Source organism: Rathayibacter sp. VKM Ac-2754 (assembly GCF_009807095.1).
Classification (GTDB): domain Bacteria; phylum Actinomycetota; class Actinomycetes; order Actinomycetales; family Microbacteriaceae; genus Rathayibacter.
In genome coordinates, this window is sequence record NZ_WUCC01000007.1 from 83,917 (window position 1) to 101,250 (window position 17,334).

The following is a 17,334-nucleotide window of genomic DNA, read 5'->3' on the forward strand; positions in this document are numbered from 1 at the left end:
GCGGTCCCGCAGCGGTCGTCAGGGTGGGCGCGGCTAGCGGAGGGGTGTCGTCGGTGCCGGTGCGGTCGCGAGCCCGGCGGTGCGGTTCTCGGGTTCCGGGCTGACACGGAGCCCGTTGACGGTGTAGGAGTCCTGCACGAGCTGATGGATCCATGCGGGGTTGATGCTGGGCGACCGGTTGCCCGCGAAGGGGAACTCCAGGGGAATCGCGGGGTGCAGCCATATGGCGCATCGTCCGCTTCCTCCCTCGATCCCGTTCTTCCACGAGAGGTAGAAGGACTCGCCCTTGCTGAGCTTGGTGCCGATCACCAGCTGAAGGTGCGCGAGCAGACGGTCGTTGAACTCAGCGCTGGTGCCGGAGTTGTAGTGCAGCTTGCCCATGGGGCGTCCCGCCGATGCCTGCACCCGAGAAGGGTGCTGTTCGCCACGCGAAGGGTTCGGATGGGGCTCTGAGACTAGCCTCTGCTCCGACGACGTCGTGCCGTCTCGGGCATCGTGAAGGTCCGACGGGCAGCAGGGGGAGAGCGCAGCGACCACACGCTGATTCCCTGGTCCGGATGGAGTTCGCTGCTGAATCCCCATGAGGTGAGGCGTGCGCGTACCGTGGCTGCCGCCGGCCGCTTCGCGGAGGTGCACGAACCTTCTCGTTCAAGATCGACTGTCACCGCTGGCCGAGAGGGCCTCCTCCTATCGAGTCGAGCCGTCATGTCCCCCCAGGATCAGAGTCAGCAGGACGTCATCCGAGTGCTTCGCGATCTGATCGCCGCTCTCTCGCCACCGGGTGACGTCCATCCCGGCCATGCTGCGCACGTCGTCGCGGAGTCTGCGGAGCTTCTCCGCTCGGCGGAGGCAGCGGTCGCTGACGCCAGGCGCCGACGCCTGCCCACGTGGATGCTCCCGCGAGCGGACGGGTTCGACCTGCTCCGTCCGCGGCTCTTCCCCCCGGCAGTCCTCTGAGTGCTGGGAACGGCGCGCAGAGGGCAGCGTCACCTCCGTCGTACGACTCGTTCGCTCGCGGGTCGGAAGATCCCCTCTCGGAGCACTCGACGAGGGGCGCCCGTCACGGACGACTGCTCAGCCCGGGTGGTATCCCGTTCGGCTGGCAGGTCGTGCAGGAGCGCGACGTAGGGTCGACGGATCGCATTCCGGTCCCCGGTGCCCTGAACGACGTTCGTGGGGCCCTGACCGAAGGACGACTTCATGATGACCCTGTCTTACACCGGCGGCTCGCTCCAGCTCGAGGACGCGACCGCTTCCGCCGTGGTGCGGTACTCGATGACTCTGGCGCAGCACCACGAGATGGGAACCGTCACGCTCGATGACGCGGCGACCCCTGCGCCCAGGTCTCAGGTGATCCTCGTCGTGGGCTCTGGGGTCCCGCTGTCGGTCCGGACCGCCCGACGCACCGCCGACAGCTCCGAGCACGGCGAGACCGGGCAGGACCTCGATCACCGGACAGACGCCCGGAACTCACCCCCGAACGTGCTCGCCGCCACGGCGGAGGAGTCGAGGCTGGACGCGGAGAACGCGCGCGTCTTCGACAGCGGGTTCGACCTCTTCTGACGACGACCATCGCTCGCCCCGCAGGCCGACGGAGCCACACCCGGAGAACGCGCTGCCGACGTCCTCCGCAACTCGACGGGAAGCCGGCGGTCCGTCATCGGCTTCATCGCAGTCGCACTCGTCTGCGCGGGCATCGATTCGTTCGGCAGCGGAGGGGACGCTTCCGCACGGAGGCGGGTAGTCGGGACCTTCGGCACTCGATTCGGATCACCAGGTCGGGCAGCGTAGCTGTCGCGGCGGTCGAGATACGAGCGACGTCGGACGGTCAGGAGACCTCATGATCACCAGCATCAGCACCGCCCACACTGCTCCTCGGCTCCGTCGCCCCCGACACCCTCCGCGGCGCCTCCGCCCCGTGATCGTCGTCCCCGTCCCCGCCGCCGCCTGATGGCCCCCACCCGATCACGTCAGAAGGACCTCATGCCCACCGCTGGCAACACGACCCTCCGCGAGATCACCACCGAGGAGTGCTGGCGGCTGGCGCGCACCACCGACATCGGCCGCCTCGCCGTCATCGATCACCGCCCCTCCACGCGTGGCCCGAGCGCCGCGATCGTGCCCGTCAACTTCCTCGTGCACGACGGAGCGCTCTTCTTCCGCAGCGGGTCGGGCAGCAAGATGATCGATCTCACCCAGCACCCGAGGGTCGCGTTCGAGTTCGACGGGCACCGGGGCCGCCGTCACTGGAGCGTCATCGTCCACGGCGACGCCCACCGTCTGCACTCCGACATCGACATCGAGAACGCCGGCATCCAGCAGCTCGAGGCGTTCCACGACGACGACAAGAACAACTTCGTCCGCATCGACGTCGAGTCCATCACCGGCCGGTCGTTCTACCGCTGGCCCGTGTACCGGCTACGCCGGGCCCTGCGCACCATGCGCGCCCGCCGCCCGAGCCCGACCAGCCTGCGCACCGCGGAGTAGCGACACGAGTCGTTCGCAACCGAGGGTGAGACGACCGATCCCCGCCGTGAGGCAGGGATCCTCGCTCTCACCCTCGGTTCTGCACGCCGAACGGCCGGCTCCCGTCAGGCGGGGCCGACCGCTCGCCGCGCCAGCAGCCCGCGCTCGACAGCCTTCCCCGCCTCGGTCAAGAGGAGGATCGCCGCGGCGATCACCGCGGTGTACGCCCACTCGCGCACGCCCAGCGGCGCCGAATGGAACCACGGGTGCATGAACGGCGCGTACACGAACACCAGCTGCAGCAGCAGGAGGGTCGCACCCGAGATCCAGACCGCCCGGTTGCCGCGCAGCACCGCGAGCCGGAGGCTCGACGCCCGCAGGAACCGGCAGCTGAACAGGAACGCGAGCTGGCCGAGGGTGAGCATCGTGACGGCCGTGGTCTGCGCCTGGGCGCTGCTCGCCCCGGCGCCGATCTCGAAGAAGAAGACGCCGATGGTCGCCGCGGTGATCAGCGCGGTCACCCAGACGATCCGTCCGACGTAGCTGCGGTCGAGGATCCCGCGACCGGGTCGCGTGGGCGGCCGCCGCATGATCCCGGGCTCGGCCGGCTCGGTCGCGAGGGCCAGCGACAGGGTGATCGCGGTGATCAGGTTGACCCAGAGGATCTGCGTCGCCTGGAGCGGCAGGGTGAACCCGATCAGGACCGCGAGCAGCAGGACGAGCGCCTGCGCGGAGGTCGTCGGCAGCAGGAAGAGGATCGACTTCTGCAGGTTGTCGCGGATGCGGCGCCCCTCCTTCACCGCGTGCCCGATGGTCGCGAAGTCGTCGTCCGCGAGGACGATGTCGGCCGCCTCCTTCGTCGTCTCGGTCCCCTTGATCCCCATCGCGACGCCGATGTCGGCCCGGCGGAGGGCGGGTGCGTCGTTGACCCCGTCGCCGGTCATCGCCACGACCTCGCCGCGCGACTGCAGCGCGGCGACGATGCGCAGCTTGTGCTCGGGGCTCGTGCGGGCGTACACGTCGACGATCGGTGCCGCCTCGGCGAGCTGCTCGTCGGTCATCGCCTCGACGGCGTCCCCGGTGAGCACGGCGGAGTCGGCCTCGGCGATCCCCATCTCGCGCGCGATGGCGAGCGCGGTGCCGGCGTGGTCGCCGGTGATCATCTTCACGCGGATGCCCGCGGCGTGCATGCGTGCGATCGCTGCGACGGCCTCGGGGCGCGGCGGGTCGAGGATCCCGGCGACCCCGAGGAACACCAGGCCGGAGTCGAACTCCGACTCGCCGAGCGTGGTCGGCTCGGCGGTCGCGTGCGAGCGGGCGGCGGCGAGGACGCGCAGGCCCCGGGCGCCGAGCTCGTCGACGATCCGCGCCCAGCGGGCCCGGTCGAGCGGTGCGGTGCCGCCGTCGGCCCGCAGCTCGTGACTGCAGTGCTCGAGGACGACTCCGGGAGCGCCCTTGAGGAGGATGCGGGTCGTCCCCTCCGCGACCCGTGTCCGGGTGGCCATGTACTTCGTCTCGGCCGCGAACGGGACGACGGCGAGGCGCTCGGCGCCGTCGTCGTCGAATCCGCCCTTGCGGGCGAGGGTGCGCAGCGCCCCCTCGGTCGGGTCGCCGACGATCTGCCAGCCGCCCTCGCCGTCGACGAGGTGCGCGTCGTTGCAGAGGGCGAACGCCTCGATCAGGGCGTCCAGCTCGCTCTCGCCCGCGGGCGTGATCGCGCCCTCGGGCGCGTAGCCCGTGCCGGCGACGTGGTGGCTGCCGGAGCCGGTGACGACCGTGCGTACCGTCATCTCGTTGCGGGTCAGGGTGCCGGTCTTGTCGGTGCAGATCGTGGTCACGGAGCCGAGGGTCTCCACGGCCGTCAGCTTGCGGACTATCGCGTGGTGCGAGGCCATCTGCCGCACGCCCAGCGCGAGGGTGATCGTGATGAGCGCGGGGAGCCCCTCGGGGATCGCGGCGACGGCGAAGCCGATGGTCGCCGGGACAAGCTCGGCGAGTTCGCGGTCGTGCAGGAGCCGGCCGACGAGCAGCATCACGCCGGCGACGGCGATGATCAGCAGCGAGATCCGCCTGCTGAAGGAGTCGAGCTGGCGGGTCAGGGGGGTGGTGGTGCTCTTCGTGCCGGTGACGAGGGCGTGGATGCGCCCGATCTCGGTGTCCAGACCTGTGGCGGTGATGACGGCGGTGCCGTCGCCCGCCGTGACGTGGGTGCCCGAGAAGACCATGTCGGTGCGGTCGCCGATCCCGCTGGCCGCTGGGACGGGCGCGGTGCTCTTCTCGGTCGGCAGCGATTCCCCGGTGAGGGCGGACTCGTCGACGCGGAGGGTGCTCGCACCCAGCAGTCGGGCGTCGGCGGGGATCCTGTCGCCCGGTTCGACCCGGACGACATCACCGGTGACGAGGTCGGCCGCGTCGATGTTGACCCACGCACCCTGGCGTTTCGCCTTCGCCGAGAGCGAGAGCATCGCCCGGATCCCGTCGAGCGCCCGTTGCGTGCGCCCGTCCTGAACGACTCCGACGATCGCGTTGATCACCGTCACCGAGAGGATCACGATCGCGTCGATCCCGTCGCCGACGACGAAGGTGACGATCGCCGAGGCGAGCAGGACGTAGATCAGGATGTCGTGGAACTGCCGCAGGAACGTCAGGACCGCGTTCGGGCGGCGCTGGGCGGGCAGCGCGTTCGGGCCGTGCTCGGTCAGCCGCTGCGCGGCGTCGGTCGCACTCAGGCCGCCCTCGCTCGCACCCAGCTCGGTCAGCACCTCCTCGGCGGTCCGGGCGTGGGCCGCGGTCTCCCAGGCAGGGGGTGCGAGCGAGAGCGAGGCCATCAGACGAGCCAGGGGAGGCGCTGGACGAGGGGCAGCTTCTTCCAGCGGTCCCCGAGGCCCCAGGTGTCGCCGGCCGAGAGCACAGCGACCGCGATCAGGGCCAGCGCGTAGACGATGTGGTAGTCGACCAGCGGATTCGTCGACGCGGCGTTCGCGCCGAACGGCCACTCCGCGAGGTACATCAGCATCATCATGTAGCTTCCGACCACGGCGCTGACGCGCAGGCCGATGCCGAGCATCACCGCGACTCCGACGCCGAGCATGCCCAGCTGGAAGAGCACGTCGGTCGCGGGGCTCGCGATCGCCGTGAAGAACGGCTTCAGCGGCCCGACGACGCCGTCGCCGAGGAGGAAGCCCTGACTCGGCGTGCCGCCGGCGACCCACGCGCGCTCGGCGGGCGTCGAGAAGCCGAGGCCGAACGTCTTGTCGAGGAAAGCCCAGAGGAAGATGAAGCCGGTCGCCAGGCGGAGCACGGCGAGGACGCGTCGCCCGAGGCTGCTGGAGACCGGGGTGCCGGTGGCGAGTGGTTCTGAGCCGCGCAGAGTGCTCGGGCGCTGATCGAGGTCGGTGGGTGCGGTCATCGGAGAGCCTCTCGGTTCGAGACCACGGAGTGCGGCCTCAGGGCCAGACTCCGGCACCCCTCCTCGACCGGACAGAGGCGAAGGTCCCTCCTCGGGTCGCTCCGCCCGCGGCGCCCCGGCTCAGTGCGCTCCGGGGCTCAGATCCCCGCCGCCGCGCTGCGTCAGTCCGGGGATCCGCTTCGCGAGACCCGGGATGCTCGCCTCCGGGATCTCGATCCGCGTGTCGCGCAGCCGCTGCCGCAGCAGCGCCTCGACGTCCTCCTCCGGACGCAGCTGCGAGTCGCCGGCGACCTGCAGCAGCACGCCGCGCAGCTTCTCGTCGAGCACCGCGTCGTCGCTGCCGTGCTGGATCGGGTGGTCCTGGGATGCGTTCGTCATGACTCCATGCTGACACCCGCGCCGCACGCCCGAGAGACCTTGCGGGCAGGATGGAGCCATGCCGTTCACCCGCGCCGAGCTCGCCTCGTACCGCGACCGCACCGTCGAGGACCTCCTGGGCGACGACGTCCGCCTCCTCTTCGTGGGCATCAACCCCGGCCTGTGGACGGCGGCGACCGGCGCGCACTTCGCGCACCCGGGCAACCGCTTCTACCCGGCCCTCCTCGCCGCGGGCATCCTCGAGCACCCGATGCGCGTCTCCGAGGGGATGAGCGACGACGACCGCCGCACCCTGGTCGACCGCGGCGTCGGCATCACCAACCTGGCCGCTCGGGCGACCGCGCGAGCCGACGAGCTGACGCCGGAGGAGTTGCGGGCGGGTGCCGACCGCCTGGTCCGCACCGTCGAGCGCGTCCACCCCCGCGCCGTCGCGATGGTCGGCATCACCGCCTACCGCGCCGCCTTCGGCCGGGCCAAGGCCAGGCAGGGGCGCCAGGAGGAGCTGATCGCCGGCGTCCCGCTCTGGGTGCTCCCCAACCCCAGCGGACTCAACGCCCACGACACCGTGGAGTCGCTCGGTCGGGCCTACCGCGAGCCGGCCGTCGCCGCCGGACTCGTGCCCCAGGAATAGTCCGCGCAGGCGAGAGGTTGCAGAATTCCATGAGTACGCATGAAGTCAAGTTCGGTGTCGACACCTTCGGAGATGTGACGGCGGGGCCCGACGGCACTCCGCTCTCCCACGGCCAGGTCCTGCGCGACGTGGTCGAGGAGGGGGTCTTCGCCGACCAGGTCGGCCTCGACTTCTTCGGCGTCGGCGAGCACCACCGCGCCGACTTCGCCGTGAGCGCCCCCGACGTCGTGCTGGCCGCCATCGCCGCGCGCACCGAGCGCATCCATGTCGGCTCTGCCGTGACCGTCCTCTCCTCCGACGACCCGGTGCGCGTCTACCAGCGCTTCGCCACTCTCGACGGCATCTCGGGCGGTCGCGCCGAGGTCATCCTCGGCCGCGGCTCCTTCACGGAGTCGTTCCCCCTCTTCGGCTACGACCTCACGCAGTACGAGCTGCTGTTCGAGGAGAAGCTCGAGCTCTTCCACGCCCTCGTCCAGGGCGGTCCGGTGACATGGCAGGGCAAGACCCGCCCGGCCCTGAACCAGCAGAGCGTCTTCCCCACGGTCGAGAACGGCCCGCTGCGCACCTGGATCGGAGTCGGAGGCAGCCCCGAGTCCGTCGTCCGCGCCGCCCGCTTCGGCTTCCCCCTGGTCCTGGCGATCCTCGGGGGCTCGCCCTCGCGCTTCCGCCCCTACGTCGATCTCTTCGGCCGCGCCCTCGACCAGCTCGAGCAGCCCCGCCTGCCCGTCGCCGTGCACGTGCCGGGCTTCATCGCCGACACCGACGAGGAGGCTCGCGATCTCTTCTTCCCGCACCACAAGGCGATGATGGACGCGATCGGCCGCGAGCGCGGCTGGTCGCCGATGACGCGGGACCGCTTCGAGGAGGAGGTGGCGCCCGACGGCGCGCTGCACCTCGGCTCTCCCGAGACGGTCGCGCAGAAGATCGCGAAGACCGTCGACGCTCTCGGCCTCGAGCGCATCGACCTGAAGTACAGCGCCGGAACCCTGCCGCACTCCGCGATCATGCACAACCTCGAGCTGTACGGCACGCAGGTCGTCCCGCGCGTGCGGGAGCTGCTCGCCGCTCGCTGAGCCGCTCGGGAGTCGCGGCCTGCGGGTCGCGGCTCCCTGCTCGTTCCGAGTGTTCGTCGTGCGCGCTCCCACCGGGCGCTCGGCGGGCGCCGATATGCTCGAGGACCCGGTGTCCGCACCGCCCCCGACACTCCGAGAGACCATGCCCGACAGCCACGCCGCCCGCACCCCCTACGAGGTGCTGGGCGTCGCCCCCTCCGCCTCCGACGACGAGCTCCGCCGGGCCTACCGGCGACTCCTGCGCGAGACGCATCCCGACACCGGAGGCGACGCCTCCTCGTTCCACGCCGTCCAGCTCGCGTGGGAGCGCATCGGGAGCGCCTCCGCGCGCAGCGACTACGACCGGGGCGCGCCCGCGACGGGTCACGCGTCGCCCCAGCAGCCCTACACCGGCTCGCCGCGCCCGCAGAGCGCCTCCGCCGTCCGCGCGAGGTCGTACGGGCACCCCGGAGGCGCCGCCCGCGAGCACTACCTGCGGCTCGTCCGCGAGTGGGTGGGTCGCGGCGTCGAGATCGACGACCCGTTCGACCCCGCGCTCGTGCGCTCGGCCCCCCGCGAGGTGCGCTCGTGGCTGGCGAAGGCGCAGGCCGAGGAGGCCACCGCCTCTCTCGTCGGAGCCCTCGGCATCGCCTACACGATCTGGAACGACGTCGCCGTGGGCGACGGCGGGCTTAAGGTCGACCACCTCGTCCTCGGCCCCTCCGGCCTGCTCGCGCTGACCTCGGCCGACTGGGGCGACCCGGTCCGCCTGCGCAAGGGTGAGCTCGAGGGCGCCGGCATCGCCGAGGACGAGAAGCCCTTCGCCTCGCTCACCAAGGCGGCCCGCCGTCTCGGCCGCGAGCTCGGCGTCCGCTTCTCGGCGAGCGTCGTCGTGGTGCCCGACGACGCCCTGGAGCAGCCCTTCGAGCAGGTCGAGCGGGGCCGCCACCAGGGTGCGGTCGTCATCCGGCGCTCCCTCCTGCCGCAGCTGCTGCGCTCCGGCACCGACGACCCCCGCCTCGGCGGCTACGGCGAGTCCTTCGAGGTCCGCACCCGCGTCCAGAACCGCGTCCGCTTCGTCTGACCCACGGCGCGCAGCCGCCCCAAGGCCTGCTGGTCGAGCCCGCAGGCGGCGGATGGACGGCGACGCCGCTTCGCGTCTCCGTGGTGGGGGAAAGAGGGCGCCCGTCGCCCCGGCATGCTGGTCGAGTAGCCCCGGAGGGGCGTATCGAGACCCGCCGGCGTCAGCAGGTCGGGCTTCTGATGTGCACTCTGACGCTGGTGGATCTCGATACGCCCGCTGCGCGGTCTACTCGATCAGCGAGGAGGGGAGCGGCGACGCCGCTTCGCGTCTCGCTGGGGAGGGAGAAATCGGCGTCCGGCCCCTCCATGCTGGTCGAGTAGCCCCGCAGGGGCGTATCGAGACCCGCCAGCGTCAGCAGATCGTGCTTCTGACCTGTACTTCTGATGCTGGTGAATCTAGTGGGAAGAGACATCCGCAAGCATGCTGGTCGAGTAGCCCCGCAGGGGCGTATCGAGACCCATCTCCCTACGAACGGCGGTCTCCTCCACGTCCTGCGCTGGTGCCGAAGGCGCCCCTCCGCTCGATACGCCCGCTGCGCGGGCTGCGGGCTCGATCAGCGAGGAGGGGACCGCACGCAGGAAGTCACTTCTCCTGAGAGACCCATCTCATTTCGAACGTCTGCGGGCCCTCTCCCGCCCTGCCTCGGACCCCGGAACGTCCGCGTTACCCCGCCCCCGCACACCGAGCAAGGGGCTACCCGCCCGCCGGGACTCAGCTCACGATGGAGCACGTACCCCAACGACGAGCGGAACAGAGGACGGACCATGGTGCGATTCGGCTACACCCTGATGACCGAGCAGAGCGGACCCAAGCAGCTGGTGGGCTACGCGGTCGACGCCGAGAGGCTCGGCTTCGACTTCGCCGTCTCGAGCGATCACTACTCGCCCTGGCTGACCGAGCAGGGTCACGCCTCCTACGCCTGGACGCTGCTCGGAGCGGTCGCGCAGGCCACCTCGACCATCGACCTGATGACCTACGTGACGGCACCGACCATCCGCTATCACCCCGCCGTCGTGGCGCAGAAGGCGGCGACGCTGGCGATCCTGTCCGACGACCGCTTCGTCCTCGGCCTCGGCTCGGGCGAGAACCTCAACGAGCACACCGTCGGCGAGGGCTGGCCGGCCGTCTCGGTGCGGCAGGACATGCTCGAGGAGGCGGTGCACATCATCCGCGCACTGCACACCGGTGAGCTGGTCACCTGGGAGGGCGCGTACTTCCGCGTCGACTCCGCCCGCCTCTGGGATCTCCCCGGGAAGCCGCTCGAGATCGGCCTCGCCGTCTCGGGCGCGAAGTCCGTCGAGCGTTTCGCACCCCTGGGCGACCACCTGATCACCACCGAGCCCGAGGCCGAGCTGATCACGCAGTGGAGTGACGCACGCGGCCCCGGTGCCGCCCCCTCGCGCTCGATCGGCCAGATCCCGATCTGCTGGGCTCCCGACAAGGAGCAGGCCGTCGCCCTCGCGCACGAGCAGTTCCGCTGGTTCGCCGGCGGCTGGTCGGTCAACGCCGATCTCCCGACCACCGCCGGGTTCGCCGGCGCCAGCCAGTTCGTCCGGCCGGAGGACGTCGCCGACTCGATCGCGTGCGGCCCCGATCTCGACGAGCTCGCCGAGAGCGTCCTGCCCTTCGTCGAGGCGGGGTTCACCGACATCGCCCTGGTGCAGGTCGGCGACGCGCTCCAGCAGCGCTTCCTCGACGAGGTGGCGGAGGATCTGCTCTCGCGGGTCCGCGCGCTCGCTCCCTGACCTGGCCTCAGAACCCGCGCAGCCGCTCGATGTCGCGCCGGTCGCGCTTGGTCGGCCGGCCGGCCCCGCGGTCGCGCACGATGACCGCGGGGGCGGCCTCGCGCGGCGGGGGCGGCGGTGTGCGGTCCTCGAAGCACTCCACGGCCACCGGGGCGCCGACCCGCTTCACGACCAGTCCGCGGACCACCAGCTCGCGGTCGAAGCCGCCGATGCGGGCTCGCACCTCGTCACCGACCCGGACGGTCTGCGCGGCCTTCGCCCGCTCCCCGTTCACGCGGATGTGACCGGCCCGGGCGGCCGCGGTCGCCGCCGACCGGGTCTTGTAGATCCGGATCGCCCACAGCCACGCGTCCACTCGCACGGAGCCGGTCACCGGAATCTGCATCCGCTCAGTCTACGAATCCCTTCCCGGCGCCGACATGGTCCCGAGAAGCCCACCACGCGGTCCGACCCGGGCCGCCCAGCACGGAGGTCCACCATGAACGACGACCACATCACCAGCGGCAGCTCCTACACGGGCGCCGACGACGACGACCGCATGCTCGCGGCGAACGGCACCGGCAGCACCGCGGGCGGCACCCGCGGTGACGTCGGCATGAGCGTCGCCAGCGGCACGAGCGACGACGGCACCCCCGGAGTCCCCACTCGCGGTGCCCCCGCCCACAGCGGCATCCCGGCCGAGATGCACGACACCGCCTTCGAGCACTCGGGCCGCGAGTACGCGCTCGTGCCGTCCGGGCACGAGGAGTGGCAGATCCGGCACCCCGACGGACGCACCGTCGGGCTCCTCGCCGTCATCTCGCACGCGGGCGAGGAGTCGGAGGCGGTGTTCGTCACCCGTCGCGTCGGCTCCGACGACGCCGTCGCCGAGGGGACGGACTGGCGGGGAATCGTCGCGGCCGTCATCAACGACGAGGCCGCAGATCAGCGCGATCCCGTGCAGCTCGACCCCACCGTCGAGCACGTCCGCGGCGGTCTGATCGGTCGCGGCCCGGCCGACGTCGACGGCCTCTCCTGACCGGCAGCGCTCTCAGCGGGCGAGCAGCGCGGCGTTGATCCGGGAGGAGAGCTCCGCGTCGATGCGGAGCTCCCTCCCGTCGACGGCACGGATCGGAGCGGCGTTGCGCGCGCTCGAGACCAGCCAGGCGGCGTCGGCGCCCTCGAGGTCCTCGGCCCGGAGGGCCCGGTAGGCCGTCTCGAGCCCGAGGCCGCCGGCGAGGCCGAACAGGTCGGCCTGCGTCGTGCCGGGCAGCAGTCCGAGGGTCGGCGGGGGCGTCACCAGTGTCCCCGCAGTCAGAACCACCAGGTTCGAGGTCGGCCCCTCGAGAAGGAGCCCGTCGCTCGAGACGAAGAGCGCGTCGTCCGCCCTGCGCCGCACCGCCTCCCGCGAGGCCGCCCGGTTGACCGCGTACGAGAGCGTCTTCGCTCCCGCGAGCAGCCACGGCGACGTCTCCTGCACGTCCGAGCGCAGCCCCCGGTCGAGCAGCACGACTCGCACTCCGTCGCGGCGAGCAGGCCCGAAGTCGGGACTCGTCTGCACGAAGACCAGGCCTGTCGGCCGCCCCTCGCCCTCGATCCCGTGGGTGAGGATCGTCTTGACCATCGCCTCCGGGACCCGCGGGTGCTCGGCCACCGCGAGCGCGATCGCCTCGAGCCAGGCGTCGCGGTCCGGAGTCGGCAGGTCCAGCATCCGCGCCGATCGCGCGAACCGGTCGAGGTGCGCATCGAGCGCCTGCAGGCGGCCGTCGACGAGGTTGATCGTCTCGAAGACCCCGTCGCCGCGGGTGAAGCCGAGGTCGGTCGCGTCGATGCCACCGGTCCCACTCGGGTCGAGGGTGGCACCGGTGCGTGCGTCGCCGGTCTCGAGGGAGGGACGAGCGAGGCGGACGAGGGTCTCAGCGGGCATGGGCGGTGCGGTCCTTCCGGAGGGGGCGGCGGGGGAGCAGGACCACGATCAGCAGTGACCCGAGGAGCGATCCGGTGCCGTTCGAGACGAGGTCGCGGACGTCGGCGACCCGCGAGGGCAGCCACAGCAGCTGGGCCGTCTCGACCAGCACCGAGACGGCGAGGCCGATCAGCGCGGCGAGGAGGCGGCGGCGCGGAGGCAGCTGCGCGGCGAGCAGGGCTCCGAGCGGCACGAACATCAGCACGTTCGCCGTGAATTCGGCGACGTCGTAGTCGAACCACGCCGTCAGCGGAGTGGACCCGAGGAACGCGATGATCGCGCGGACCAGATCGGAGGACTCGCCCGGCGGCCGCGGGTTCGGAGTCAGCGTGATCAGCGCGATGACGCCGAGCCAGGCGAGCGTCGCGAGGGGGAGGACTCTCGAGCGGCGCATCGTCCGATTGTGCCATCCGGACGGTCCTCTCCCGTCGGGCGCGCGCCGCCCGGTGTGGGAGGCTGGAGGGCATGACGGGCGACGACATCGGCGGCGACGCCGTGCCTCCGCGCCCGCACTTCGACCCCGCCCTCGGCGACGGCTGGGTCGAGATCGGCGACGGGCGGCGCTTCTGGGGCCGCTTCGGCGCGGCGGGACTGCTGCTGCGCGATCCCGACGGCCGGATCCTCCTCCAGCACCGTGTCAGCTGGAGCCACTTCGGCGATACCTGGGGTCTCCCGGGCGGCGCCAGGCACCCCGACGAGACCGCCTTCGAGGCCGCCCTGCGCGAGTCGGCGGAGGAGGCCGGCGTCCCACCCGAACTGGTCCTGCCCGTCCTGGCCAGCGTCGTCACCGTCGGCCCGTGGAGCTACACCACCGTCGTCGCCTCGGCCGTCGAGCACTTCGAGCCGCGGATCATGGACCTCGAGAGCAACGAGCTGCGCTGGGTCGCGCCCGACGAGGTCGACTCCCTGCCGCTGCACCCGGGCTTCGGCGCCTCCTGGTCCGGGCTCCGCGACCTCGACTCCGAGATGCCGGTGCTCGTCGTCGACGCGGCGAACGTCGTCGGCTCCCGGCCCGACGGCTGGTGGCGCGATCGTGCCGGAGCCGCGCAGCGCCTCCTCGAGAGCCTCGGCCGCCTCGCCGCCCTGGGTCTCCCCGGCGACGCGGTGGGCCTCGGCGCCGACACCGCCTGGCCCCGCATCGTCGTGGTCCTCGAGGGCGAGGCCCGCGCGGCCGACGCCGGCCGGGCGCTGGCGTCCGCACCGCGATCCCGACTCGTCGTAGAGCAGGCGGAGGGATCGGGCGACGACGCGATCGTCGCCGCGGTCGCCGCTCTCGGCTCCGTCTGCCGGGTGGTCACCGCCGACCGCGGCCTCATCGCGCGGATCGAGGCGCTCGGCGCCTCGGCGATCGGCCCCCGCACCCTGCTCGACCTGCTCGACCGCGGGGAATAGCCCGCGTCGCGGCTCGGTTGCATCCTCCATGGCCACGACCACGATGACTCTCGACACCCACGACCAGACCGTCTCCGACGGCATCGTCCTGATCGACTTCTGGGCCGCCTGGTGCGGTCCGTGTCGTCAGTTCGCCCCCGTCTTCGAGGCGTCGAGCGACAAGAACGCCGACGTCACCTTCGCCAAGGTCGACACGGAGGATCAGCAGCAGCTCGCCGCGAGCTACGGCATCTCGTCGATCCCGACCCTCGTGGTCTACCGCGACGGCATCCCGCTGATGGCGCAGCCCGGCGCGCTCCCCGCTCCGGCCCTCGACAGCCTCATCGAGCAGGTCCGCGGCCTCGACATGGTCGAGGTCCGCAAGCAGTACGACGAGGCGAAGGCCGCCCAGGAGGCGGGCGAGCCCCAGACGTTCGACCACGGCGCCCAGATCTGACGCACCGCCCCGCGAACGAGCGAACCCCCGGCAGCCGCAGTGGCCGCCGGGGGTTCCGTCGTTCGAGGGGCGTCGATCAGCCCGTGTTCTGCAGCCCCGCCGCGACGCCGTTGACGGCGAGCAGCAGCAGCCGCTGGTTCTGCTCGGTGCCCGATCCGCCCGGGTCGGTGCGCAGCGCGCGGAGGGCGCGCAGCTGCAGCAGCGAGAGCGCGTTGACGTACGGAGTCCGGAGGCGCACGGCCCGGCCGAGCACGCGGTGCCCGGTCAGCAGGCTCTCCTCGCCGGTGATCGAGAGCACCCAGCGGCGGGTGAGCTCCATCTCCTGCAGCACGAGATCGGCGAGATCGCGACGCTCGTCGAGGGCGAGGTAGCGGCGCGCGATGCCCTCGTCGGTCTTCGCGAGCGACATCTCGACGTTGTCGATCATCGTCGTGAACAGCGGCCACGAGGCGTACGCGTCGCGCAGCACCTCCAGGTCGCCGACGGCGTCCAGCGCACTGCCGAGACCGAACCAGCCCGTCAGGTTGACCCGGGCCTGCGTCCACGCGAAGACCCACGGGATCGCCCGGAGATCCTCGAGCGACTCGACCGAGAGGCCGCGGCGGGCGGGACGGGAGCCCAGCGCGAGCAGGCCCACCTCCTCCTGCGGCGTCACGCGGGCGAACCACGGTGCGAAGCCGGGCGCCTTGACGAGCTCGAAGAAGCGGCGGCGCGACTCCCGGTCCATCGTGACCGCGACCTCGCTGAAGCGGTCGGCGGCCGAGGCGTTCCGCTCGCCCACCGACGGCGAGGACGCCAGCAGGGTGGCCCCCGCGACCTGCTCGATGTGCCGTGTCGCGATGTCGGGGTTGCCGTAGCGGGCGAAGATGACCTCGCCCTGCTCGGTGAGCTTGAAGCGGCCGTCGACCGATCCGGGCGGCTGAGCGAGCACGGCGCGGTTCGCCGGTCCGCCGCCGCGGCCGAGCGCGCCGCCGCGTCCGTGGAAGAGCGTCAGCACGATGCCCTCGTCATCGGCCCACTTCGCGATGCGCGCCTGCGCGTCGTAGAGGGCCAGCGTCGCCGACACCGGGCCGACGTCCTTCGACGAGTCGGAGTAGCCGAGCATCACCTCGAGGCGGTTGCCGGTCGCCTCCAGCCGCGCCCGCACCTGGGGGAGGCGGATCATCTCGGAGAGGATGTCGACCGAGGCGTCGAGGTCGGCGAACGTCTCGAAGAGCGGGATCGCGTCGATGATCGGCGGGTGACCGTCCGTGGCCGCCTCCGCCAGCTCGAACACCGTGCGCAGATCGTCGGCCGACTGCGTGAACGAGACGATGTAGCGCCGTGCCGCGTCCGTGCCGAAGCGCTCCTGCACCGTCGCGATCGCGCGGTACACCGAGAGCACCTCGATGCTGCGCTCGTCGAGCTCGCCCCCGGCTCGCACGGCCGCGATCGTCTCGCGGTGCACCTGCGAGTGCTGGCGCACCTCGATCTCGGCGAGGTGGAAGCCGAAGGTCTCGACCTGCCAGATGAAGTTCTGCAGATCGCCGAACGCCGATCGCGCGTCGCCCGCCGCGACCAGCGACTCCTGCAGCGTGCGCAGATCGGCCAGCAGCTCGGCGGCCGATCCGTAGGCGAGCGGGCCGCCCGAGCGGGTCGCCGCGAGGCGGTCGGCGGCGAAGAGCAGCACGCGCCGGTGGGTCTCGCTCGGCGAGCGCTCCGCGATGACGGAGGCGAGCCGGGCGTCGAGCGCGGTGCACGCGTCCCACAGCGCCAGGGCGTCGGCGGAGGGGGGAGTGGTCGAGGCGTCCAGCGTCAGCGCGCGGCCCACTCGGCGGGCGACGCGCTCGAGGCCGATCAGCACGTGCTCGGAGGCGATGTCGACGGCCTCGAGCGTGGTCGCGGCGGTCACGAAGGGGTTGCCGTCGCGGTCGCCGCCGATCCAGGTGCCCAGCCGCACGAACGCCGGGGCGATCGGCGTGCGCGTCCCGGAGGCGTCGCCCAGCAGGGCGTCGTCGAGCCGGCGGTAGACCCGCGGCAGCACCGAGAAGAGCGACTCGTCGAACACGCTCATCGCCGTGCGCACCTCGTCCAGCGGCGACGGCTTCGACTCGCGCAGCGGCGCGGTGCGCCAGAGCGTGTCGACCTCGGCGAGGAGCCGGCGGCGGTTCTCGACGAGCACCACGCCTCCCGTCCGCGGGTCGTCGCGCTGCTCGAGCAGGGCGCTGATGCGCCGGATCGTCGAGGCGACCGCGCGGCGGCGGGCCTCGGTGGGGTGCGCGGTGAGGACGGGGCGGAACTCGAGGCGCGAGAGGCGCTCGAACGCCTCCTCCTCGCCGAGCTCCTCGGTGAGCCGCGCCATCGAGGCGGTGATCGAGTCCTCGGGCGACTGGGCGCCCGCATCGGCCTCGCGGCGGCGGAGGACCCGCACGCGGTGGAACTCCTCGGCCACGTTCACGAGGTGGAAGTAGCAGGTGAAGGCGCGGGCCACCTCCTCGGCGCGCTCGAGCGAGAGCGAGGCGACGAACTCCTCGGCCGTCGCCATGTCCTCGGGCGCCGCGCTGTCGTACGCGCCGATCGTCAGGGCGCGCAGGTGCTCGACGTCGTCGTAGAGCGTCGCGTCACCCGACTCGCGGAGGACCTGGCCGAGCAGCTCGCCCAGCAGGTGGACGTCGCCGCGGATGCGGTCGTCCATCGCAGGCGCGACGGTTCCGTCGGCGGAGGGGGCGGGTGCTGCGGTCGCGTCTGGCGCGTCGGAGATCGGAGGCACCCGACAGACTTTAGCGATCCCGTGTATCGGGCGGATGACGGGGGCGT

At 72.1% G+C, this 17,334-nt stretch carries 17 protein-coding genes; 9 read left to right on the forward strand and 8 right to left on the reverse strand.

The genetic code is table 11. From position 1 onward, the window contains the following. Positions 1-33: 33 nt before the first annotated feature. Entirely contained in the window at positions 34-405 is a 372-nt protein-coding gene (locus GRS92_RS13140) for a DUF7882 family protein (protein WP_235022018.1), read from the reverse strand. 795 nt (positions 406-1,200) lie between these two features. Here GRS92_RS13140 and GRS92_RS13145 point away from each other — a divergent pair. Together GRS92_RS13145 and GRS92_RS13150 are read left to right on the forward strand one after the other, a co-directional pair. After that, entirely contained in the window at positions 1,201-1,563 is a 363-nt protein-coding gene (locus GRS92_RS13145) for a hypothetical protein (RefSeq protein ID WP_159857098.1), read from the forward strand. A 420-nt stretch (positions 1,564-1,983) separates the two neighbouring features. Further along, positions 1,984-2,487, forward strand: a complete 504-nt coding sequence (locus GRS92_RS13150; protein WP_159857100.1) for a pyridoxamine 5'-phosphate oxidase family protein — start codon at positions 1,984-1,986, stop codon at positions 2,485-2,487. Between the two features lie 104 nt (positions 2,488-2,591). Here the strand turns inward: GRS92_RS13150 and GRS92_RS13155 are convergent, their stop codons facing one another. The 3 genes from GRS92_RS13155 to GRS92_RS13165 form a co-directional block, all read right to left on the reverse strand. Further along, positions 2,592-5,294, reverse strand: a complete 2,703-nt coding sequence (locus GRS92_RS13155) for a cation-translocating P-type ATPase (protein ID WP_159857102.1) — start codon at positions 5,292-5,294, stop codon at positions 2,592-2,594. Continuing rightward, positions 5,294-5,875 carry a DoxX family protein gene (locus GRS92_RS13160; protein WP_235022019.1) on the reverse strand — a complete coding sequence of 194 codons (582 nt, stop codon included), beginning with the start codon at positions 5,873-5,875 and terminating at the stop codon, positions 5,294-5,296. Before GRS92_RS13160 ends, GRS92_RS13155 begins: the two co-directional genes overlap by 1 nt. A 120-nt stretch (positions 5,876-5,995) precedes the next feature. Further along, entirely contained in the window at positions 5,996-6,253 is a 258-nt protein-coding gene (locus tag GRS92_RS13165) for a hypothetical protein (protein ID WP_159857104.1), read from the reverse strand. A 58-nt stretch (positions 6,254-6,311) separates the two neighbouring features. Here GRS92_RS13165 and GRS92_RS13170 point away from each other — a divergent pair, with 58 nt between their 5' ends. From GRS92_RS13170 to GRS92_RS13185, 4 genes are all read left to right on the forward strand, one after another. Next, a complete protein-coding gene (locus GRS92_RS13170) occupies positions 6,312-6,884 on the forward strand; it encodes a mismatch-specific DNA-glycosylase (RefSeq protein ID WP_159857106.1) in 573 nt (190 codons plus the stop codon). A gap of 29 nt (positions 6,885-6,913) precedes the next feature. Continuing rightward, entirely contained in the window at positions 6,914-7,957 is a 1,044-nt protein-coding gene (locus GRS92_RS13175) for an LLM class flavin-dependent oxidoreductase (RefSeq protein ID WP_159857108.1), read from the forward strand. Positions 7,958-8,099: 142 nt separating this feature from the next. After that, positions 8,100-9,020 (forward strand): J domain-containing protein, encoded by a 921-nt coding sequence (locus GRS92_RS13180; protein ID WP_159857110.1) that lies wholly within the window; start codon positions 8,100-8,102, stop codon positions 9,018-9,020. Between the two features lie 764 nt (positions 9,021-9,784). Beyond that, positions 9,785-10,765 (forward strand): TIGR03557 family F420-dependent LLM class oxidoreductase, encoded by a 981-nt coding sequence (locus GRS92_RS13185; RefSeq protein ID WP_159857112.1) that lies wholly within the window; start codon positions 9,785-9,787, stop codon positions 10,763-10,765. Positions 10,766-10,772: 7 nt separating this feature from the next. Here GRS92_RS13185 and GRS92_RS13190 read toward each other — a convergent pair whose 3' ends face one another. Continuing rightward, positions 10,773-11,150, reverse strand: coding sequence for an RNA-binding S4 domain-containing protein (locus GRS92_RS13190; protein ID WP_159857114.1), 378 nt, complete (start codon positions 11,148-11,150; stop codon positions 10,773-10,775). A 93-nt stretch (positions 11,151-11,243) separates the two neighbouring features. Here GRS92_RS13190 and GRS92_RS13195 point away from each other — a divergent pair, with 93 nt between their 5' ends. Beyond that, a complete protein-coding gene (locus GRS92_RS13195; protein WP_159857115.1) occupies positions 11,244-11,783 on the forward strand; it encodes a hypothetical protein in 540 nt (179 codons plus the stop codon). A 12-nt stretch (positions 11,784-11,795) separates the two neighbouring features. Here GRS92_RS13195 and GRS92_RS13200 read toward each other — a convergent pair whose 3' ends face one another. Together GRS92_RS13200 and GRS92_RS13205 are read right to left on the reverse strand one after the other, a co-directional pair. After that, positions 11,796-12,671 carry an aminotransferase class IV gene (locus GRS92_RS13200; RefSeq protein ID WP_159857117.1) on the reverse strand — a complete coding sequence of 292 codons (876 nt, stop codon included), beginning with the start codon at positions 12,669-12,671 and terminating at the stop codon, positions 11,796-11,798. Next, entirely contained in the window at positions 12,661-13,104 is a 444-nt protein-coding gene (locus GRS92_RS13205) for a VanZ family protein (protein WP_159857119.1), read from the reverse strand. The genes GRS92_RS13200 and GRS92_RS13205 overlap by 11 nt, the downstream gene beginning before the upstream one ends. 71 nt (positions 13,105-13,175) lie before the next feature. Here GRS92_RS13205 and GRS92_RS13210 point away from each other — a divergent pair, with 71 nt between their 5' ends. Beyond that, entirely contained in the window at positions 13,176-14,102 is a 927-nt protein-coding gene (locus GRS92_RS13210) for an NUDIX domain-containing protein (RefSeq protein ID WP_159857121.1), read from the forward strand. Between the two features lie 28 nt (positions 14,103-14,130). Then, positions 14,131-14,538: a thioredoxin gene (gene trxA, locus GRS92_RS13215; RefSeq protein WP_159857123.1), complete on the forward strand. Its 408-nt coding sequence runs from the start codon at positions 14,131-14,133 to the stop codon at positions 14,536-14,538. 76 nt (positions 14,539-14,614) lie between these two features. On the opposite strand, the gene GRS92_RS13220 is transcribed toward trxA, so the two are convergent. Beyond that, positions 14,615-17,212, reverse strand: coding sequence for a phosphoenolpyruvate carboxylase (locus GRS92_RS13220; RefSeq protein ID WP_159857287.1), 2,598 nt, complete (start codon positions 17,210-17,212; stop codon positions 14,615-14,617). Between the last annotated feature and the right edge of the window lie 122 nt (positions 17,213-17,334).

What these genes read in the sequence shown, in the direction of transcription:
- GRS92_RS13160 (WP_235022019.1), bottom strand. Translation starts at nt 5,875, where the DNA reads ATGACCGCACCCACCGACCTCGATCAGCGCCCGAGCACTCTGCGCGGC.
- GRS92_RS13220 (WP_159857287.1), bottom strand. Translation starts at nt 17,212, where the DNA reads ATGGACGACCGCATCCGCGGCGACGTCCACCTGCTGGGCGAGCTGCTC.
- GRS92_RS13150 (WP_159857100.1), top strand. Translation starts at nt 1,984, where the DNA reads ATGCCCACCGCTGGCAACACGACCCTCCGCGAGATCACCACCGAGGAG.
- GRS92_RS13180 (WP_159857110.1), top strand. Translation starts at nt 8,100, where the DNA reads ATGCCCGACAGCCACGCCGCCCGCACCCCCTACGAGGTGCTGGGCGTC.
- GRS92_RS13165 (WP_159857104.1), bottom strand. Translation starts at nt 6,253, where the DNA reads ATGACGAACGCATCCCAGGACCACCCGATCCAGCACGGCAGCGACGAC.
- GRS92_RS13170 (WP_159857106.1), top strand. Translation starts at nt 6,312, where the DNA reads ATGCCGTTCACCCGCGCCGAGCTCGCCTCGTACCGCGACCGCACCGTC.
- GRS92_RS13190 (WP_159857114.1), bottom strand. Translation starts at nt 11,150, where the DNA reads ATGCAGATTCCGGTGACCGGCTCCGTGCGAGTGGACGCGTGGCTGTGG.
- GRS92_RS13175 (WP_159857108.1), top strand. Translation starts at nt 6,914, where the DNA reads ATGAGTACGCATGAAGTCAAGTTCGGTGTCGACACCTTCGGAGATGTG.
- GRS92_RS13145 (WP_159857098.1), top strand. Translation starts at nt 1,201, where the DNA reads ATGATGACCCTGTCTTACACCGGCGGCTCGCTCCAGCTCGAGGACGCG.
- GRS92_RS13200 (WP_159857117.1), bottom strand. Translation starts at nt 12,671, where the DNA reads ATGCCCGCTGAGACCCTCGTCCGCCTCGCTCGTCCCTCCCTCGAGACC.
- GRS92_RS13185 (WP_159857112.1), top strand. Translation starts at nt 9,785, where the DNA reads ATGGTGCGATTCGGCTACACCCTGATGACCGAGCAGAGCGGACCCAAG.
- GRS92_RS13210 (WP_159857121.1), top strand. Translation starts at nt 13,176, where the DNA reads ATGACGGGCGACGACATCGGCGGCGACGCCGTGCCTCCGCGCCCGCAC.
- GRS92_RS13155 (WP_159857102.1), bottom strand. Translation starts at nt 5,294, where the DNA reads ATGGCCTCGCTCTCGCTCGCACCCCCTGCCTGGGAGACCGCGGCCCAC.
- trxA (WP_159857123.1), top strand. Translation starts at nt 14,131, where the DNA reads ATGGCCACGACCACGATGACTCTCGACACCCACGACCAGACCGTCTCC.
- GRS92_RS13205 (WP_159857119.1), bottom strand. Translation starts at nt 13,104, where the DNA reads ATGCGCCGCTCGAGAGTCCTCCCCCTCGCGACGCTCGCCTGGCTCGGC.
- GRS92_RS13195 (WP_159857115.1), top strand. Translation starts at nt 11,244, where the DNA reads ATGAACGACGACCACATCACCAGCGGCAGCTCCTACACGGGCGCCGAC.